The sequence below is a fragment of the Companilactobacillus versmoldensis DSM 14857 = KCTC 3814 genome (assembly GCF_001434295.1).
GTDB classification, from domain to species: Bacteria; Bacillota; Bacilli; order Lactobacillales; family Lactobacillaceae; genus Companilactobacillus; species Companilactobacillus versmoldensis.
Genome location: NZ_AZFA01000031.1, coordinates 1 through 18,324, shown reverse-complemented (window position 1 = coordinate 18,324; position 18,324 = coordinate 1). Strand labels below are relative to the sequence as shown.

Annotated in this window: 19 protein-coding genes; 16 read left to right on the top strand and 3 right to left on the bottom strand. The window is 38.5% G+C overall.

Going from position 1 to position 18,324, the window contains the following annotated elements; all coding sequences use genetic code 11:
- Positions 1 to 92 precede the first annotated feature (92 nt).
- The 3 genes from FC27_RS10795 (at position 93) to FC27_RS10785 (ending at position 2,814) form a co-directional block, all read left to right on the top strand.
- Complete coding sequence (locus FC27_RS10795; RefSeq protein ID WP_010625001.1) at positions 93 to 383, top strand: MarR family winged helix-turn-helix transcriptional regulator; 291 nt, start codon at positions 93 to 95, stop codon at positions 381 to 383.
- A gap of 254 nt (positions 384 to 637) precedes the next feature.
- A complete protein-coding gene (locus tag FC27_RS10790) occupies positions 638 to 2,092 on the top strand; it encodes an MDR family MFS transporter (RefSeq protein ID WP_050901067.1) in 1,455 nt (484 codons plus the stop codon).
- A complete protein-coding gene (locus FC27_RS10785) occupies positions 2,092 to 2,814 on the top strand; it encodes a DUF4811 domain-containing protein (RefSeq protein WP_010624998.1) in 723 nt (240 codons plus the stop codon). Before FC27_RS10790 ends, FC27_RS10785 begins: the two co-directional genes overlap by 1 nt.
- A 63-nt stretch (positions 2,815 to 2,877) precedes the next feature.
- Here FC27_RS10785 and FC27_RS10780 read toward each other — a convergent pair whose 3' ends face one another.
- On the bottom strand, positions 2,878 to 3,693 hold the full coding sequence (locus FC27_RS10780) for a 2-keto-4-pentenoate hydratase (protein ID WP_010624997.1): 816 nt from the start codon (positions 3,691 to 3,693) through the stop codon (positions 2,878 to 2,880).
- A gap of 547 nt (positions 3,694 to 4,240) precedes the next feature.
- Between FC27_RS10780 and FC27_RS10775 the strand changes: the two genes are divergently transcribed.
- The 3 genes from FC27_RS10775 (at position 4,241) to FC27_RS10765 (ending at position 6,655) form a co-directional block, all read left to right on the top strand.
- The gene (locus FC27_RS10775) at positions 4,241 to 4,888 is read left to right on the top strand and encodes an ABC transporter ATP-binding protein (protein ID WP_010624996.1); all 648 of its coding nucleotides are present in this window, start codon (positions 4,241 to 4,243) and stop codon (positions 4,886 to 4,888) included.
- Positions 4,881 to 5,654: an ABC transporter permease gene (locus FC27_RS10770; protein ID WP_010624995.1), complete on the top strand. Its 774-nt coding sequence runs from the start codon at positions 4,881 to 4,883 to the stop codon at positions 5,652 to 5,654. The genes FC27_RS10775 and FC27_RS10770 overlap by 8 nt, the downstream gene beginning before the upstream one ends.
- A gap of 71 nt (positions 5,655 to 5,725) precedes the next feature.
- Positions 5,726 to 6,655, top strand: coding sequence for a Ppx/GppA phosphatase family protein (locus FC27_RS10765; protein WP_010624994.1), 930 nt, complete (start codon positions 5,726 to 5,728; stop codon positions 6,653 to 6,655).
- On the opposite strand, the gene FC27_RS10760 is transcribed toward FC27_RS10765, so the two are convergent.
- On the bottom strand, positions 6,652 to 7,164 hold the full coding sequence (locus FC27_RS10760; protein WP_010624993.1) for a YbhB/YbcL family Raf kinase inhibitor-like protein: 513 nt from the start codon (positions 7,162 to 7,164) through the stop codon (positions 6,652 to 6,654). The two genes, FC27_RS10765 and FC27_RS10760, sit on opposite strands and share 4 nt — an antisense overlap.
- 38 nt (positions 7,165 to 7,202) lie before the next feature.
- On the opposite strand from FC27_RS10760, the gene FC27_RS10755 reads away from it, so the two are divergent.
- The 10 genes from FC27_RS10755 to FC27_RS10710 all read left to right on the top strand — a co-directional run bounded on the left by FC27_RS10755 (position 7,203) and on the right by FC27_RS10710 (position 17,071).
- A complete protein-coding gene (locus tag FC27_RS10755) occupies positions 7,203 to 8,159 on the top strand; it encodes a hypothetical protein (RefSeq protein WP_010624992.1) in 957 nt (318 codons plus the stop codon).
- Between the two features lie 24 nt (positions 8,160 to 8,183).
- The gene (locus FC27_RS10750; protein ID WP_029508213.1) at positions 8,184 to 8,885 is read left to right on the top strand and encodes an NAD-dependent protein deacylase; all 702 of its coding nucleotides are present in this window, start codon (positions 8,184 to 8,186) and stop codon (positions 8,883 to 8,885) included.
- A 63-nt stretch (positions 8,886 to 8,948) separates the two neighbouring features.
- Positions 8,949 to 10,970, top strand: coding sequence for a methionine--tRNA ligase (gene metG / locus FC27_RS10745; RefSeq protein WP_010624990.1), 2,022 nt, complete (start codon positions 8,949 to 8,951; stop codon positions 10,968 to 10,970).
- Entirely contained in the window at positions 10,970 to 11,734 is a 765-nt protein-coding gene (locus tag FC27_RS10740) for a TatD family hydrolase (protein WP_010624989.1), read from the top strand. Before metG ends, FC27_RS10740 begins: the two co-directional genes overlap by 1 nt.
- Positions 11,735 to 11,736: 2 nt before the next feature.
- On the top strand, positions 11,737 to 12,315 hold the full coding sequence (gene rnmV / locus FC27_RS10735) for a ribonuclease M5 (protein WP_010624988.1): 579 nt from the start codon (positions 11,737 to 11,739) through the stop codon (positions 12,313 to 12,315).
- On the top strand, positions 12,302 to 13,192 hold the full coding sequence (rsmA, locus tag FC27_RS10730; RefSeq protein WP_010624987.1) for a 16S rRNA (adenine(1518)-N(6)/adenine(1519)-N(6))-dimethyltransferase RsmA: 891 nt from the start codon (positions 12,302 to 12,304) through the stop codon (positions 13,190 to 13,192). The genes rnmV and rsmA overlap by 14 nt, the downstream gene beginning before the upstream one ends.
- An 80-nt stretch (positions 13,193 to 13,272) precedes the next feature.
- Positions 13,273 to 13,542 carry a Veg family protein gene (locus FC27_RS10725; protein WP_010624986.1) on the top strand — a complete coding sequence of 90 codons (270 nt, stop codon included), beginning with the start codon at positions 13,273 to 13,275 and terminating at the stop codon, positions 13,540 to 13,542.
- Positions 13,543 to 13,771: 229 nt separating this feature from the next.
- Complete coding sequence (gene purR, locus FC27_RS10720; RefSeq protein ID WP_010624985.1) at positions 13,772 to 14,614, top strand: pur operon repressor; 843 nt, start codon at positions 13,772 to 13,774, stop codon at positions 14,612 to 14,614.
- A 72-nt stretch (positions 14,615 to 14,686) separates the two neighbouring features.
- The gene (gene glmU / locus FC27_RS10715) at positions 14,687 to 16,075 is read left to right on the top strand and encodes a bifunctional UDP-N-acetylglucosamine diphosphorylase/glucosamine-1-phosphate N-acetyltransferase GlmU (protein WP_010624984.1); all 1,389 of its coding nucleotides are present in this window, start codon (positions 14,687 to 14,689) and stop codon (positions 16,073 to 16,075) included.
- A 15-nt stretch (positions 16,076 to 16,090) separates the two neighbouring features.
- Positions 16,091 to 17,071, top strand: a complete 981-nt coding sequence (locus FC27_RS10710) for a ribose-phosphate diphosphokinase (protein ID WP_010624983.1) — start codon at positions 16,091 to 16,093, stop codon at positions 17,069 to 17,071.
- Positions 17,072 to 17,141: 70 nt separating this feature from the next.
- On the opposite strand, the gene mscL is transcribed toward FC27_RS10710, so the two are convergent.
- Complete coding sequence (gene mscL / locus FC27_RS10705) at positions 17,142 to 17,552, bottom strand: large conductance mechanosensitive channel protein MscL (RefSeq protein WP_010624982.1); 411 nt, start codon at positions 17,550 to 17,552, stop codon at positions 17,142 to 17,144.
- Positions 17,553 to 18,324 lie beyond the last annotated feature (772 nt).

Genomic DNA, 18,324 nt, shown 5'->3' with positions numbered 1-18,324 from the left:
CAGAAAGTTTAGACCCATTTTCTCAAGAGTTGGGGTTAGCATGTTTTTTGGCTTTAAAAAATGCTTAATATTTTTTATTCGGAGATTACATTTTGGATTATTCGATTTTAACTGGTTTTTCAATCAGATATTTAATGACAAAGAAGCGTTCATTGAACGAGATTTTAAAGGGCAATGACCTTAATACGATTGACGGTGTCTTACTAGTTATTGTTGGTAAGCATCCCGGCCTTGGCCAAGAAAAGATCGGCGATATTACTCTATTTGATGGAGCTAGTATCGCCCGTTCTTTGAAGCGACTTGAAAAAGGCGAGTTAGTCGAGCGTAAGGTCCACCCAATGAACCATCGTAAAAAAAGTGGTCAATTTGACTTCCAAAGGTGAAAAATTCCTTGCCCAGATAGAAGAAGCTGATCGGAAAATCACCGATCAGCTTTTTGAGGGGTTTTCATTAGAGGAACAAAAATGTCTCGAGGATACGTTAGCGCAAGTTTATCATAATTTCGATGACCTGGAGATTCCAAAATAACTTGAAGAAACATGGAGCTCATTAGAAAAATTTTTGAGAAGAGGTAATTGCTATCGTGAGTAGTGATCAACATTTAGATATAAATGGGAAACCCTTCAACCGTATTCTTATGGTTCTTGTTCTTTTAGTCGGTACTTTCTGTACCGTCTTAAACGGAACTATTTTGACTACAGCCTTTCCTACATTAATGGACACGTTTAATGTTTCGACATCAGCTGTTCAGTGGCTAACAACAGGATTCTTAATGGTCAACGGTATTATGATCCCTGTTACAGCCTGGTTGAGTACTAATTACAGTACAAAGACACTTTATTTATTCGCAATGTCAACGTTCCTACTAGGGACTATCATGGCATTCGTGGCACCTAACTTTGCCACAATTTTAATTGGTCGACTAGTTCAAGCCGTCGGTGTTGGTATTACGATGCCTTTGATGCAACTAGTTATGTTATCAATTTTCCCGGCTAACCAACGTGGTACTGCCATGGGACTTGGTGGGTTAGTTATTGGACTAGCTCCAGCTATTGGACCTACACTTTCTGGATGGATCATCGACAACTGGACTTGGCGTGATCTTTTCGGAATGATCATTCCTATCGTTATCATCGTTTTGATTGCTGCGGCATTCTTCATGCATCCAGTTATCAAGACTAAGAAAACTAAATTGGATATTCCTTCACTTCTACTTTCAACCTTAGGATTCGGTGCATTGTTGTACGGATTCTCATCTGTTGGTGACGAAGGTTGGGGTTCACCAATCGTTTTGAGTACTATTATCGGTGGATTGATTTTAATCGTTTGGTTCGGTTATCGTCAACTTCATATGGAAACACCATTCTTGGAATTGCGTGTTTTCACAGTTAAGAAATTTAGTATCGCCGCTGCACTTTCTTCAACAGTTAACATGGCTATGATCGGTGTAGAAATGATCTTGCCATTATATCTACAAATTGTTAAAGGTATGTCAGCTTTCCACTCAGGATTAACCTTACTTCCTGGTGCCTTGTTGATTGGTGTTATGTCACCAACCACTGGTCGAGCTTTTGATAGATTCGGACCAAAAGATTTGGCCAGAATGGGTATGTTCTTACTAACATTAGGAACTATTCCTTTCTTCTTCTTGACGAAGAACACACCAACACTTGATATCGTTATCCTTTATGCTGTCCGGATGTTCGGTATCTCAATGGTCTTGATGCCTGTTACAACAGATGGTATGAACGCCTTGCCATTTGACTTGATGAGTCATGGTACTGCTGTTAATAATACTGTTCGTCAGGTCTTCAGTTCAATGGGTACTGCCATTCTGGTCAGTGTCTTGACAAACGTTACAAACACGATCAAGCCTGGTAAGTCACTCTTGCATTCAGCACCATTGCAATACAAGGATAGTTACATGAGTTCAACATTGACAGGTTATCATGCCGCCTTTGCTGTTGCTATCTTATTCTGTATCATCGCTTTAGGTATCACTTTCATGGTTAAGGATAAAGCCAAAACCAAGATCATTGATACAACTAGAAAAACAGCAGTAAATACTGAACAAAAGGCAGGTGACAAGTAATGATTCAAATTTCAATTCTTGTCTTAGCAGCCTTAGCCTACTTTTGTGCCGTCTTCGTTAAGAACAAGCGTGTAGGTTATTCATTCACAACAGTTTTCATCGTGCTTTTGATTGGTGCAACTGTATCATTAGTTTTGAATGAACAAAATCATTTTGGAATGGAAAAAGTCGTTAGCCAAAAGACGATCCCTATCCAAACAGTTAAAAAGGGTTCCAATCTATTGCTCTATAAAGAATTGGGCAATAAGGGGAAAGAACGTGTTTACGTTTATCGGACACCTTCAACTGAAAATGCTAAGAAACCAAATACTACTAAGGCCGATATCAATGTAAAGAATAAGGTCAAAGTAGGAGATTATAACATCTCAAAAATCGATCAAAAAACTACTCGTTGGGAATATAAGAACGGTTTCTATTCATTCTTGTTCAACCTTTCCAACAATAATAATGAGTTTGTCAGTCAAAAGAATACCTTTAAGATTGGCCAAGATTGGCTAGTCTTAACGACTAAACAAGCAAATGCTTTGAATAAAAAATTAAAAGACAAGTCTGTTAAGGCACAGATGCAACAAGAAGGGGAAGCTTACGTTAAAAAGGTCGTAGCCCAAGAAATGCAAGCTAATCCATCAATGTCATCAGCCCAACAGAAAAAAGTAGTGAGCGAAGCCCAGAACGCTTATAAACTACAAGCAGTCAAAGATTTAGTAAAAGATTTGAAGTAAACTAAAAGCCGAGATCAAATGATCTCGGCTTTTTTTGTGCCTTGTACTACCTAATTTGGTTTTCTAATTGACAGAAAGATCTACGTCGCCGAGACCATTATCAAAATGAGCTTTCCAATTGCCCTTAGTCAGGTTAGGTGGCAAAACGAAGGTCCCGGATGAAACACGTTGGTCTTTTAATAAGGTTTCTCCATGCTCAGCCAATTTATTGACGAGCCATTGCAAAGATTTCAAAGGATTACCCAAAACTTCAGAAGATTTACCGGATTTGAGGTCCTTGCCATCGAGTGAAAGTGTTGCGGAGACTTTTTCTAAATCTTCTACATGGGCAAATTTATTCGTGTCGAATTCGTTACCGTAGACGACTAAGCCACTGACGGCGCCATCAGACATGACCATATATTTGGACAGGCTAGGGAACCAGTCTTTAAAACGTGAATCAGGCACCTCTAAGGCAGGTGCGACTGTGGTCTTGTTCATCAAGTCTTCCAAAGTATCGTTAGGATTGAGATCTTCTTTAGCTCTGAAACAAAGCTCGACTTCGACCAATGGTTCCATTAAATCTGACAGGTTGACGCGGGCTGGTGCACGTAAGAAGTTGTTTTCCATTTCAGCACCATAGAGTGGTTCGTTTGAGTCGAACGTGTATTGAGTCTCTTTACTGGTCAAAGAAACTTTGTAGCCACCAACAGAGCCCTTCTTCAATCTGGTGAAAGTCTTTTGGACGTTATATGCAGAATTTTCGTCTGTCACGGCTGAGTTCCAGTCAGCTTCAGTTAATGGTTTTTGGGTTGCTAATGACGAAGCTAGTTTATTGGCTAAGTTTTGTTGTACCTTTGTTAGTTGTGTCTTCTTTACAGTAGTTGTATTTGTTGTCATAAGTGGATCCTCCAATAATATTTATTTTTTTGTGTTGAATCTGAATCTGGCTATCATCACTAATCTGAGAAATATTAACTTCCATAAGGACCCACCTCACTTTCTAAATTTAACAAAAAACGCCCTTTGATGAATTATCATCAAAGGGCGTTTGCACGCTTTACCACCTTTATTTACAGCTCTATTGCTAGGACTGCCTTTAAACAAACAATGAAATCAATTTGTCGGCACGATAATGGGTGCTACCAGCATTTTCTACTTAGTCGAAACTTTTTGAAATGCAACTGACAGGCGATCGATTCAAAGTAAAATCTTGTTCCCTCGCAGCAACCGGCAACTTTCTGAGACTTCATGTTTGAACTGTTTCCTGGTGAACGTTGTTATTAAATTATTGATTGCTTGTAATTTAATCCCTTTTGGAAGAGTTGTCAAGATAAAAATTATAAAAAGATTAAATTATTTTAATATGATTAGTTAAAATGACCTAGTCATGAGCTATAAAAACGGCTAGTATTTAAGTAATACAAGATAGATATGGGGTGAAGAATTGGATAACGTGATCGAAGTAAAAAACTTGAATTATCAGGTTGGTCAGCAAAAAATTCTTAAAAATATTAATCTACAAGTACCTCGTGATGCCTATATCACCTTTATTGGTCCTTCAGGTAGCGGTAAGAGTACTTTAATGCGGATCATTGCTTCTATGCTCAATGCAACGTCCGGAGAAGTCCTTTTCAACGGTAAAAACCAATCTGAATATGAACCAACTCATTATCGTCACAAGGTCTCATATGCCTTTCAACAACCGACCTTGTTTGGCAGGACAATCAAGGAAAACCTGGAATTTCCATATTTGGTCCGGCGAAAAGAATTTGACCGGTCTTTAGTAACTCAATACTTAGAGATGGTCAATCTGAACGAGACATACATTGATAAGAGTGTTAATGATGTTTCGGGTGGGGAGAAACAGCGGATCGCACTGTTGCGGAATCTTATTTTTCCCCCAGAAGTTTTGATCACTGATGAGGTGACAACAGGACTTGATACGGAAAACAAAACTATTGTCCGTAAGTTGATCGATCAGTTCAATAAAGAACGGAATGTGACCGTTTTACGGGTGACTCATGATGATACAGAGATTTCTGAAGCTCACAATACGATAACGATAGAGAATGGGGAGATCAAAAATGTCTGATTTAACAGTTTCGAATGGAACCTTAGCCTTAGCTTTTATTCTTGTTTTGATAGCTTTGTACATTGGCTATCAAGAAAAATTGAAATTCAACAAGGAGATTTTGATCGGTGTCGTTCGGGCAATCGTTCAGTTGGCAATCGTCGGATATGTCTTGAAGTTTGTTATCCATGCTAACGAAATTTGGTTGACCTTGGCTTGCTTTGCCATCATCGTCATCAATGCCGGTTGGAATGCTGGTAAGCGTGGTAACGGTATTCCTAAAGCCATTCCTATTTCATTATTTGCCATTGCGGTCGACACGATCACCACGGTAGCAATTTTAGTGGCAACTGGTTCAATCAAATTTATTCCAGCCCAGATCGTACCTTTTACCGGAATGGTCGCCAGTAATATCATGGTTGCTATTGGCTTATGTTTCCGGAACATGAAACAAACTTTTGCTGACCGTCATCAACAAATTTTGGAAAAATTAGCACTCGGGGCCAATATTAAATTGGCGTCAATCGATATTTTACGAGAAAGTATCCGCAGCGGGGTTCAACCGACAATCGATTCGATCAAAACGATGGGCTTGGTCAGTTTACCTGGGATGATGTCTGGTTTGATCTTTGCTGGAGTCGACCCAGTCAAGGCTATCAAGTACCAGATCATGATCTGTTTCATGTTACTTGAAAGTACTAGTTTAGGTTCGATAATCTCTTGTTATTTAGCCTATAAACAGTTCTACAATCAACAAAAACAATTGAATGATGAACTAATTTCATAACTTTGCGTAAAATGGCCTACTATGTGGGCCGTTTTTTTTATATAATTGTTATTAATAGGATGTGATGTAATGTGAAGTTAGCAGTCATAGAAATTGGATCTAACTCCATCAGGACATCAATTTATAAGTCTTCTAAGAAAAATCGTTTTAAAACACTTGATCGCTGGCGAGAACCTGTAAGATTAGGTAAATCAATTGCGCAAAGCCGACTTTTGACAAACGAACAAATTGAAGAAACAATTGATGTTTTGAAGGAATTCCAAGATAGGATCCAAAAGTTTGATGTTGATCGAACTAGTTTGATTGCTACTGCAGCTGTTCGACTAGCTAAAAATCAAGCTCAGTTGATTTTTGCGGTCTTAAAAGAAACGGGCCTTCAGTTGGAGGTCATCAATGAAACCGAAGAAGCATATTATGACTATGTGGCAGTACGCAATACCATGCGGATCAAAGATGCTTTAATTGTCGATGTTGGTGGCGGTAGTAGTGAGATCAGTCTAGCAAAGAAAGGGCGCTTAAAACATGGTTTAAGTATTCCGATTGGAGCGATCTCAATCTCGGATGTATATTTAACTAGTGACCCGATCAAAGATCAGGAACTAATGAAAGCAAGAAAGGCCATCAACGGTCATTTATCTACGTTGAACTGGATGCAAACGCCAGCTATTTTTGTTGGCCTAGGTGGTACGATGCGGGCTCTGGCCAGTATTCTTAATCGAGAAGGTAAAAAGAAAAAGACACTTCATAATTCAATTATTACTTATGAACAAATCGATACACTCTTTGAACGACTATTGCATGCGACTAATGAAGAACGTCGCAAGATCAAAGAATTGAGCGATGGCCGTTATGAGGTTATTTTAGGTGGAATCTTGATTTTATCTGAAATCATCAAAAAAACCCCCTCTAAACAAATTCGTTTTTCGAATTTTGGCGTTAGAGAAGGTTATGTCTTCAATTATTTTTATAAAGCTAACAAAATGATGAAACAAGCTAACTAGGCACGGCTTGGCACGTTTAAGGTTGCAGAATCTAAAACGTGTCCGGTGATCTTATGAAGTAATTCATTCATCCAAAAGCCGGCTTTAATATCTAGCTCACTATCCAAGGCATAAGCCTTTAAAACGTATTGATGAGTTTTGTCTGGTGGTGTTGGTCCATTGTAACCAACTTTAGTACTTGGGTCGTCTTTTCCACTAAGTAAAGGACTGGCTGAGCTGTTCTTTCCCTGAACAACTGGGTCAGTGGCGATTTGACTAAAGTTTTCTGGTAGACTTAACATTGAAGCAGGAATATTAGCCACTGTCCAATGGATCCACTCAAATCCACAAACTGGGATTGAGTCTGGGTCTGTCAAAGTTAAAGCAATCGATTTTATTTCTTTCGGCAGGTCAGAAAAATCAATGGGGAAACTAATAATTGGTTCCCCATTTTTAATTTCTGAGGCAGTAGCATATTTTCCGTACTTATCTGGCAATAGACCATTGTCAAAACTAACTTGTAATTTCATAATAGACTCCTTTGAGAAAAATTTTAGTGAGGTAAAAAATGGAAAAAATCGATCGTAAAGATCTATCTGATAATATTGTAAAACAAATTGAGAAAATTGAACAAACAAGTAATAAAACAGTCGAAGTCTTTAGTGATTTCCAAAAACAAGATATTTTAACGTTAGACCAAGCTAGTCATACTAGTGATGACACAACTATTAAGGTTGAGATCACCAATGAAGAGTTTGCCGACTTTGTTTTGTTGCACGAACTATACCATGTTGAATTAGAAATCACTGATCAACCGAAGATCAATGTGGCCGTAACTAGTGAGGATCAAAATTTGGACGGTCGTATTTTGACGACAGCTAACTCGATCTATGAGACACTTGAACATTCAATGATCATTAAGAAGCAATTGGCTGATAAGTCATTTGATACTAAGACTAAAGAAGCATACTTAGCTGGTGTCGAAAGGACTTTGAATCCTAACGTTGCAATCGATGATGCCAACATGGTCTTCTTCAGGGCTTTGATTTTGTTTGATGCAACGGTCTTTGCTAGTAAGCGGGGCAATGTTGAATGGAAAGAAAATTACAACAGTGCTTATAAATTTGTCGACGAAGCCATGAAGATCATCGACAAAAACGATTTAACAGTGCCATTTGAATTTAGACGTGCATTGATCAGTATTTTAGAAGCTTATGATAATTTGATTGCGGTTCATGGCTATCAAGGAATGGATTACCATGATTTCCTTTCAATCACACCAGTGGTTTCGAATCATCAATTACGTTTGAATCTAAACCAGGTTTATCAAATCAAACACACTGCCTTTAAGATGCGTGACACTCACCAAGATGCTTTTTCACTATTGGCAATCAATGATGGTCAAAGCGTGGCAGCACTTGGATTCAATGTGGACAAAGTAACACCTGAATTTTACAAGGAATTTTATCAACAAACAGTTCAAGACATGTTTGAAGTCAACAATATCGATTATGTAATTAGATAGGGGATGGAGTTCATGACAGACAAGATTGAAGAATTAAAGGAATTGATCGATCAAGCTCATTATGTAGCGTTTCTAACCGGTGCAGGTGTATCAACACCATCAGGGATCCCTGATTACCGGTCTAAGAATGGACTTTATAAGAAGAAAGATTACAACTTTCCTCCAGAGTACATGCTTAGTCACGATAATTTGGTCAAACACCCAGATATCTTTCATGAGTTCGTCGTGGAAAACATGTATTTCCCAGATGCAGAACCAAACATCATTCATAAAAAGATGGCTGAGATCAGCAATCAGAAGGGTGTAATCGTCACTCAGAACGTTGATAAATTACATACTAAAGCAGGAGCAAAAAATGTAGTTGAATTTCATGGCAATTTATACGACCATATACATTGTTTGACATGTGGTAAAGAGTTCGACTACAAATACTATTTGAAAGATTATCACCATCATGAAGATGACGGTATTATTCGCCCAGGCACGACAGTGCTATATGGAGAAAATATTGATCCTAATAATTTAGAAAATGCTGTTAAAGCGATTCAACGTGCTGATCTTTTGATCGTTGCGGGTACTAGTTTCAAGGTTTATCCATTTGCAGGGTTATTGGCGTATCGCCAACCTAATGCAAAAATGGTTGCTATCAATAAGGAGAATCTGGGTATGGATTCTTCAGTATTAGCCATTACTGACGACGCCGCTAATGTATTTGCTCAACTGTAGAACTAACAACAAAAAATAATCAATGTTATACTTATAACAATTTAAATAGTGGAGGCTCACTAGATGACTAATGGAGACAAGAAAACTTTTTATATAACTACGCCAATTTATTATCCATCCGGCAAACTTACGATCGGTAATTCTTATACGACGATTGCTGCGGATACTTTGGCTCGTTATAAAAGAGCAGAAGGCTTTGATGTCTTTTTCCTAACTGGAACTGACGAACACGGTCTCAAGATCGAAGAAAAAGCTGAAGAAAACAAAATGAAGCCGAAAGAATATGTTGATATGATGGCTTCAAAAATCAAAGAACTTTGGAAATTGTTAGAGATCTCTAACGATAAGTTCATCCGGACAACTGACGACTATCACGTTAAGGCTGTTCAAAAAATCGTTGAACGTCTGATCAAACAAGGTGACGTTTATTTAGGTGAATATACTGGTTGGTATTCAGTCGATGATGAAGAATACTTCACTGAATCACAATTGGCAGAAGTTTACCGTGACAAAGACGGCAAAGTCATTGGTGGAAAAGCCCCATCAGGACACGAAGTACAATTGGTCAAGGAACCTTCATATTTCTTCAAGATGAGCAAATATGCTGATCGTTTATTGAAATATTATGAAGACAATCCTACATTTATTGAGCCTGAGATTCGTAAGAACGAAATGATCAATAACTTCATCAAGCCAGGTCTAGAAGACTTAGCAATGTCTAGAACTACTTTCAATTGGGGTGTTCAGATCCCAAGTGATCCTAAGCACGTTGTTTATGTTTGGGTCGATGCATTGTTGAACTATATCACTGCTTTAGGTTATGGAACTGACGATGATTCCTTATTTAAGCGTTACTGGCCAGCTGATGTCCAATTAGTTGGTAAGGAGATCGTTCGTTTCCATACTATTTACTGGCCAATTATTTTGATGGCCTTAGGGATCGATCTTCCTAAGCAAGTCTTTGGTCATGGTTGGTTGTTGATGAAAGACGGTAAGATGTCGAAGTCAAAAGGTAATGTCGTTTATCCAGAAATGTTAGTTGGTCGTTATGGACTAGACCCACTTCGTTATTACTTGATGCGCGCAATGCCATTCGGTAATGATGGTATCTTCACACCAGAAGACTACGTCGATCGAATCAATTACGATTTAGCTAACGACTTAGGAAACTTGTTGAACCGGACAATCTCAATGGTCAATAAGTATGAAGATGGTAAAGTTACGACAGTTGAAAATGTTTCTGACTATGACCAGAAATTGGTTGATGCATCAGAACAAGCTATCAAAGAATACCGTCAACACATGGACAAGTTTGAATTCCCTGATGCTCTAGCTAGCGTATGGGCCTTCATCGGTCGTGCTAATAAATATATCGATGAAACAAAGCCATGGGTCTTAGCTAAAGATCCTGAAGCTAAAGCTGAATTGGCAAGTGTTCTAGGACATTTAGTTGAATCATTGCGTTTGATTGCTTTAATGATCAGCCCCGTGATGACTCAATCACCAATCAAAATGTTTGCTCAATTAGGACTCGATTATCAAAAAGATACTGAATTGAAGTTTGGCGAAACATCAGTTGGTACAACGGTTACTTCAGATCCAGAACCAATCTTCCCACGTTTAGATACTGACGAAGAAGTTAAGTTCATCAAGGATAAGATGGCTGAAGAACAAGCTAAGAATGGTAATGGTAAATTGAGTAAATCAGCTCAAGCCAAAGCTAATGAGCAAGCAGAATCAGACGATGACTATCCAAAAGAGATCACCTATGATGATTTCTCAAAAGTGAAGATGGTTGTTTGTGAGATTTTGGATGTTAAAAAGGTGGCCAACGCCGATAAGCTACTCCAGTTCAAATTAGATGATGGAAGTGGCATCGACAGTCAGATCCTTTCAAGCATTTATGAATTCTATCCTGATTATGAAAAATTAGTCGGTAAGAAAGTTATTGCTGTAACTAACTTGAAACCAAGGAAGATCCGTGGTGAATGGAGTAACGGAATGTTATTGTCATCTGAAAAGGGTGATGATGTTATCTTAGCAACCGTGGATAATTCACATAAAAATGGAGCAATTTTAAGCTAATGAAAATTTTTGATTCACATACACATTTGAATGATGAGGCTTTTAAAGGTCAGACCAAAGAGTATATTGCCAGAGCGCAAGAACTCGATGTCGATGAGATGGCGATTATTGGTTCAAACGAAGAATTCAATATTGAAGCCATTCGTTTAGCTCAAAACTATCAACCATTGCACGCCGTGGTGGGATGGCATCCTGAGTTTGCTAAGGAATACAATGAAGAACAATTGGTCAATCAGATCAAATTGCCTGAGGTCGTAGCAATCGGTGAAATTGGTTTGGATTATCATTGGGATGGCAATCCAAGTAAGAAGGAACAACAAGCTACGTTGATCCAACAATTAGATGTTGCCAAGCAATACAACATGCCAGTTTCGATTCATTGTCGTGATGCTTTTGACGATATGTATCCTATTTTGAAGGATCATGATTTGTCGAAGAGTGGCATCATCATGCACAGTTTCAATGGGGATGTCGATTGGTTGAACAAGTTCCTCGACTTAGGACTTTGGGTCTCATATAGTGGAGTCGTTTCGTTCAAGAATGCTCCCGAGGTCCATGAATCAGCTAAAGCAACGCCACTTGATCGGATGTTGGTCGAGACTGACGCTCCTTATTTGACGCCGGAACCTTACCGTGGTCATAAAAACGAACCGGGCTATACTCGCTACGTGGTCGATGCGATTGCTAAGTTGAAGGATGTCACTCCTGATGAAGTTGCCGAACATACCTTTAACAATGCTAAAAAAGTGTATAATCTAAAATAATCATGACAAAGAAAATAAAAGAAATAATCGTAGTCGAAGGCAAGTCAGATACCAGCCGCTTACGTGACTGTTTAGGTGACGTGGATACGATTGAAACTAATGGCTCGGCGTTGAGTGATGCAACTAAGGTTCGCATTAAACAGGCTCAAGAAAAACGCGGAGTCATTATTTTTACCGATCCAGATTTCAACGGCAATCGCTTGCGGACGATCATCCAAAAAATAGTACCAAATGCGAAACAGGCATTTTTATCGAGAAGTAAAGCTGTTCCGAAAAAGTCGGATGGCAGCTTAGGCATCGAACATGCCAGTCATGAAGCTATCAACCAAGCTTTAGCTGATGTGTATACCGAAGTCGATCAACATTTTCAAAAATACACCCAAACTGATATGGTCAATTTAGGATTAGTAGGAAACGTTGATTCCAAAAACTTGCGAGAATACGTGGGGTCCGAACTGAAACTGGGTTACACCAATGCCAAACAGTTTTTGAATCGTTTGAACATGTTCCAGATCACACCTCAACAGTTGCAAGCAGTTGTGAAAAATTTTGATAAGGGAAGAACAGATGACACAAAATAGATTAAGTATTTCTGATCCGATCAGGACCAACGACATTTTGCGCAAATATAAATTACGGGCAAAAAAAAGTTTAGGTCAAAACTTTTTAACCAGCGAGAAGGTCTTGGATGATATTGTCGATGCCAGTCAATTGAAACAAGATGAGATTGCTATTGAAATCGGACCGGGGATTGGCGCTTTGACGGAAAAATTAGCCCAAGTTGCCGAGAAGGTTTTCTCCTTCGAGATCGATGAAAGTTTGATGCCAATTTTAGCGGACACTTTAAGTGACTATGACAATATCGAAGTTTTCAATCAAGATATTTTGAAAGTCGACTTGGACCAATTTGTTAAAGACCATGGTATTGAAGGTAAGACCATTAAGGTCGTTGCCAACTTACCGTACTATATTACGACACCGATCATGTTGAACTTGATCAATAGTGACTATCCATTCCAATCGCTAGTTTTGATGATGCAAAAAGAGGTGGCTGAACGGATCACCGCTACACCGGGCCATCGTCAATATGGATCCTTGACGATTGGGGTGCAAACTTTGATGGAAACGGAAATCGCAAGAATAGTTGGCAAGAACTCTTTTGTCCCACGCCCCAAAGTTGATTCGGCAGTGGTCGTCTTGAAACGATTGGACAAACCTTATCAAGGCATCAATGATCCTAAATTTTTCAATACTGTTATTCGTTCATCTTTTGCACAAAAACGTAAAAGTTTGACCAATAATTTACTAAATTGGCTCGGAAAAACTGATGAAAGTCGTGAAAATATTAAAGCTGTTTTTGAAAAATGCGATATTGCTGATAATGCTCGAGCTGAGCAATTGCCGATTGAAAAATTCACAAAATTGGCCAATGAATTGCAGCAGCTAGTTTCTAAGTAAAAAACGTTTACATTTATGTAACATTGTTGAAATAATGCTCAGATTGTGATAAAATTGCAAGCCTAAGGAGTGATTATTATATGCCAACGTCATTGGAAACAATTAAGTCAAATTTGGATCAACATCTAGGTGAGAACTTAACAGTAGTTGCACAAGCGGGACGCAAAAAGGTTATCCGCCGTCGGGGAAAGTTATCAGAAACATTCCATTCTGTCTTTGTAGTCGACTTGGACCAAAATGAAAACTCATTTGAAAGAGTTTCATACAGTTATGCCGATCTATTAACAAAATCAATTGACATCACTTTCGATAGTGATGCAGACAGCGCTGAGGAAGCAGACGCTGAATAACAGAGCTTCTTAGTCACTGTATTATTCCGGAGACCACATCTTTTGATGGAGGTCTTTTTTTTGTGGTGATTTTGGTTTAAAAATCGACTTTATGCCAAAAACACGAATGATTTCTGGTAAAAAGTACAAAAATCTCTTGAAATCACTGATAAAATAGCGGAAAATAAGTGAATTGTTGGGAAAATTACTTTATAATTTTAAGCATGATATGTTTTTAGGAGAATATGCGATGAAAACACGAAGAAGTGAACGATTGATAGACATGACGCGTTACTTGTTAGAGAGACCCCACACATTGATCTCACTAGCATTTTTTGCAGAACGCTATGAATCGGCTAAGTCCTCCATTTCTGAAGATTTAGGTATCTTGCGAAGAACCTTTATGATCAGAGGGACAGGTGTACTTGAGACATTGCCAGGAGCTGGCGGTGGAGTTATTTTCACTCCTGGGATCTCAGAAAAAGAAGCTACACAATTCATTAGTGACGTCAAAAAGAGATTGACGGAACCAAATAGAATTTTGCCAGGTGGGTATGTTTATTTAACCGATCTTTTAGCTGAGCCAGGATTGTTAAGAACAATTGGACGAATGATTGCCACACAATATTCGCAAAGTTCAATTGATGTTGTTATGACAGTTGCTACTAAGGGGATTCCAATCGCCCAAAGTGTTGCTAGTTTCTTGAATATTCCATTTGTGATTGTTCGACGTGATTCGAAGATCACTGAAGGGTCAACAATCAGTGTCAATTATGCATCTGGTTCATCTGATCGAATTGAAAAAATGGAATTGTCGAAACGTAGTCTAGATGAGGGCTCACGAGTCCTAGTAGTCGATGACTTCATGAAGGGTGGCGGTACTATTAATGGTATGCGTAGCTTGATCCATGAATTCAATGCCATTTTTGTTGGCGTGACTGTATTTGCTGAAAATGCCTTGATCGATCCAGAAGTTCGCGATACAGATGTTACCTCAATCTTCAAAGTTAAGGATATTGATCAAGAAAATAAAATAATTAACATCGAAAATGGTGATTATTTGGCTAAGACAGATTTCAGTTATTTTGAGTAAATCTTAATTGAGGCATTACATTGAATAATGCTATTATATATATATATTTGTATGACTGAAAGGAAGTTTCCAATGTCTAATCGTTATGTAATAATCCTTGCAGCCGGAATGGGTACTCGAATGAAATCGAAACTTTATAAGGTACTCCAACCAGTTGCAGGAAAGGCCATGGTCGATCATGTTGTTACTCAAGTCGAACAAATTAAACCTGACTTGATTGAAACGGTTGTCGGCAATGGTGCTGAAAAGGTTCGCGACTTGTTAGGTGATCGGACAAATTATGCCTTACAAGAACAACAACTAGGAACAGCTCACGCTGTTTTGCAAACTGAGAAGGAATTAGCTGATAAAGATGGAATGACACTGATCGTTAGTGGTGACACTCCATTATTTACAGCTGATACTTTCCAAAAATTATTTGAATATCACGAACAACAAAATGCTGCTGTATCGATTTTGACAGCCCATGCTGAAAATCCGTTTGGATATGGTAGGATCATTCGTGATCAAAGGAATAATGTTTCAAAGATCGTTGAAGAAAAAGATGCTTCAGATGACGAAAAGAAGATTCAAGAGATAAATACCGGAGTCTATTGCTTCGATAACAAACAGCTCTTTGAAAACTTACACTCAGTCAATAATGATAATGCACAAGGCGAATATTACTTACCTGATGTTGTTTCAATTTTGAAGTCACAAGGTGAAAAGATTGTTGCTTATCAAATGAGCGACTTAAGTGAATCACTAGGTGTCAATGATCGGGTGGCTTTATCACAAGCTGAAAAAATTATGCGTAAGCGGATCAACGAATCCCATATGCGCGATGGCGTTACGATTGTTGATCCTGAAAACACTTATATCGATACAGATGTCAAGATTGGTAACGATACAACGATCGAACCAAATGTTAAAATCTACGGAGATACGACGATTGGTTCAGACTGTGTGATCGGTTTGGGTTCACGTATCAATAATTCAACAATTGAAAATGGCGTTACGGTGATCAGTTCAACAATCGAAAATGCTATCATGCATGATGGCAGTAATATCGGCCCTAACTCACATCTCCGTCCAAAGGCTGAGATCGGTAAAAAAGTTCACATCGGAAACTTTTGTGAAGTCAAAAATGCTACGATTGGCGATCGGACAAAAGTCGGTCACCTATCTTATGTTGGAGATGCCACACTAGGTACGGATATTAATGTTGGCTGTGGTGTCGTTTTCGTCAATTATGACGGAGTTAAGAAGTTACACGCAAATATCGGTGATCACTCATTTATTGGTTCAAATTCCAATATCATCGCTCCCGTTGAGATGGCAGATCATTCATTTATTGCTGCGGGTTCAACTGTCAATAAAGACATACCTAAGCATGCAATGGCAATTGCTCGACCAAGACAAACCAATAAAGAAGATTATTGGGACAAACTACCACTATCAAAAAGTGAAGAATGGAAATAAAAAGGTGAGATATTAATGGCATATAAAGATAATGAACGTCCGCTCAAAATTTTTGCATTAAATTCTAACAAACCATTGGCAGAAAAAATTGCCAAGGAAGTTGGCATTCCTCTAGGTAAGTCATCAGTTACTCGTTTTAGCGATGGTGAGATTCAAATCAACATTGAAGAAAGTATTCGTGGTGCTGATGTGTTCTTGATCCAATCAACTTCCGCTCCAGTCAATGATAATTTGATGGAATTGTTGATCATGGTTGATGCGCTTAAACGTGCTTCAGCTCACTTTATCAGCGTTGTTATTCCCTACTATGGATACGCACGTCAAGATCGTAAATCACGCTCACGTGAGCCAATAACGGCCAAATTAGTCGCAAATATGTTGCAACGTGCTGGAGTTAACCGTGTGCTAGCTCTTGACCTTCATGCTGCTCAAATCCAAGGATTCTTTGATATCCCAGTTGATCATTTAATGGGTGCTCCATTGTTAGCTGATTACTTCTTAACTAATCATCTCGAAGAAGATGCCGTTGTTGTATCACCTGACCATGGTGGTGTGACACGGGCTAGAAAACTAGCTGAATTTTTGAAGACACCAATCGCTATTATTGATAAACGTCGTCCACGTGCGAATGTGGCTGAAGTTATGAATATCATTGGTAATGTAAAAGGTAAGAGAGCAATCATCATCGATGATATGATCGATACTGCTGGTACTATTACACTAGCTTCTCAAGCTTTGATCGATGCTGGAGCAACTGAAGTTTATGCTAGTTGTACCCACCCAATTCTTTCTGGTCCAGCAATTGATCGAATCGAAGCTTCACCTATCAAGAAATTGATTGTGACTGATTCAATCAATCTTCCTCAAGAAAAGATCATTGAACGAATGGTTCAAGTTTCCGTTGGACCACTCATTGGTGATGCAATCGAACGTATCCATAACAATGAGCCTGTTAGTCCATTGTTCAATACTAGATTCAAGCGTTCAAAAAACTAATTTAAAATAAATTTTATAAAAAAGCCGTTATTCCAAAGATTGTTTGGAATAACGACTTTTTTACATTCTATCAGTATCTGTCACGATGGTTGTTTTGTTGTTGTGATTGGTATCTTAGTAGATCACGGATCTGTTGAAGATATTCAAGTTGAGGATCTGTTTCTTGTACATTATCGAATTTACTAGTAGTCCCATCACGCCGCATCCGGTTCATGCCCCGAACGACCACAAATACGACAAACATGATGATCAAGAAATTGATAATGGCATTGATGAAATCACCAATCAAGAAGTTAGCACCAAAGACAGTGAATTTCATATCTGTAAGATCAATACGTCCAATTAATAAACCAATCAAAGGATTCAAAATATAAGTGGTTAGGGCTGTGACCAAAGTATTGAAGGCAGCACCGATAATAACACCGACAGCTAGGTCGACCACACTACCACGTGAAATAAATTGTTGGAATTCCTTAAACATTAAACATGTACTCCTTTGTCGTCACAATCAGTTATGCAATAACCTTACTATCAAATTCAAAAAAATTAAAGTGTTTTCAGATTAATTTTGCGTAACAATGATTATTACGGTTAAACAATGTTATATTTATACTAGTGAGCAAAATATTTATAAAAGGGGTTGCAAAAAATGAAACTTACAAAATTAATCGTTGCTAGTGCGGTAGCACTGACACTGGGTGCAATGGCCACAACACCGGTCTACGCCACAGCTGATGATAACAACGTTAGTGTCAATAATCAATATGATTCTGATGGACAATATAACGGTAACTATCAAGTTATTAATGGTGAAGTTCAAACTAATTCGCAAACAAAACTCTACAACTCTAATGGACAATTAGCTAGTAGAAGTCTTGCCCCTGACACATATTGGATTGCTGATCGGATGATCATGAATAACGAACAACAACCAGCTCTTTATCGTNTGTCTCGACTAACGAATGGGTCAAACCAAGTGATGTTACCTTCATCAATCCAATTGGCAGAAGCTTAGTCACTGCTAGAGCTGATGCTAATCTCTATGATTCAAACGGTAACGTTGCTGGTACCTTACCAGCTGGGATCAGCTATATAACTGACCAAAGAAAGACGGTTAATGGTATCACCATGTACCGTGTCTCGACAGATCAATGGGTCAAAGCTACTGACGTAAATATCGGCCGTTAATTAAATTGTTCGATAAAAAAAGACGTGCTAATTCATTTAGAATTAGGGGTCTAAACTTTCTGGTA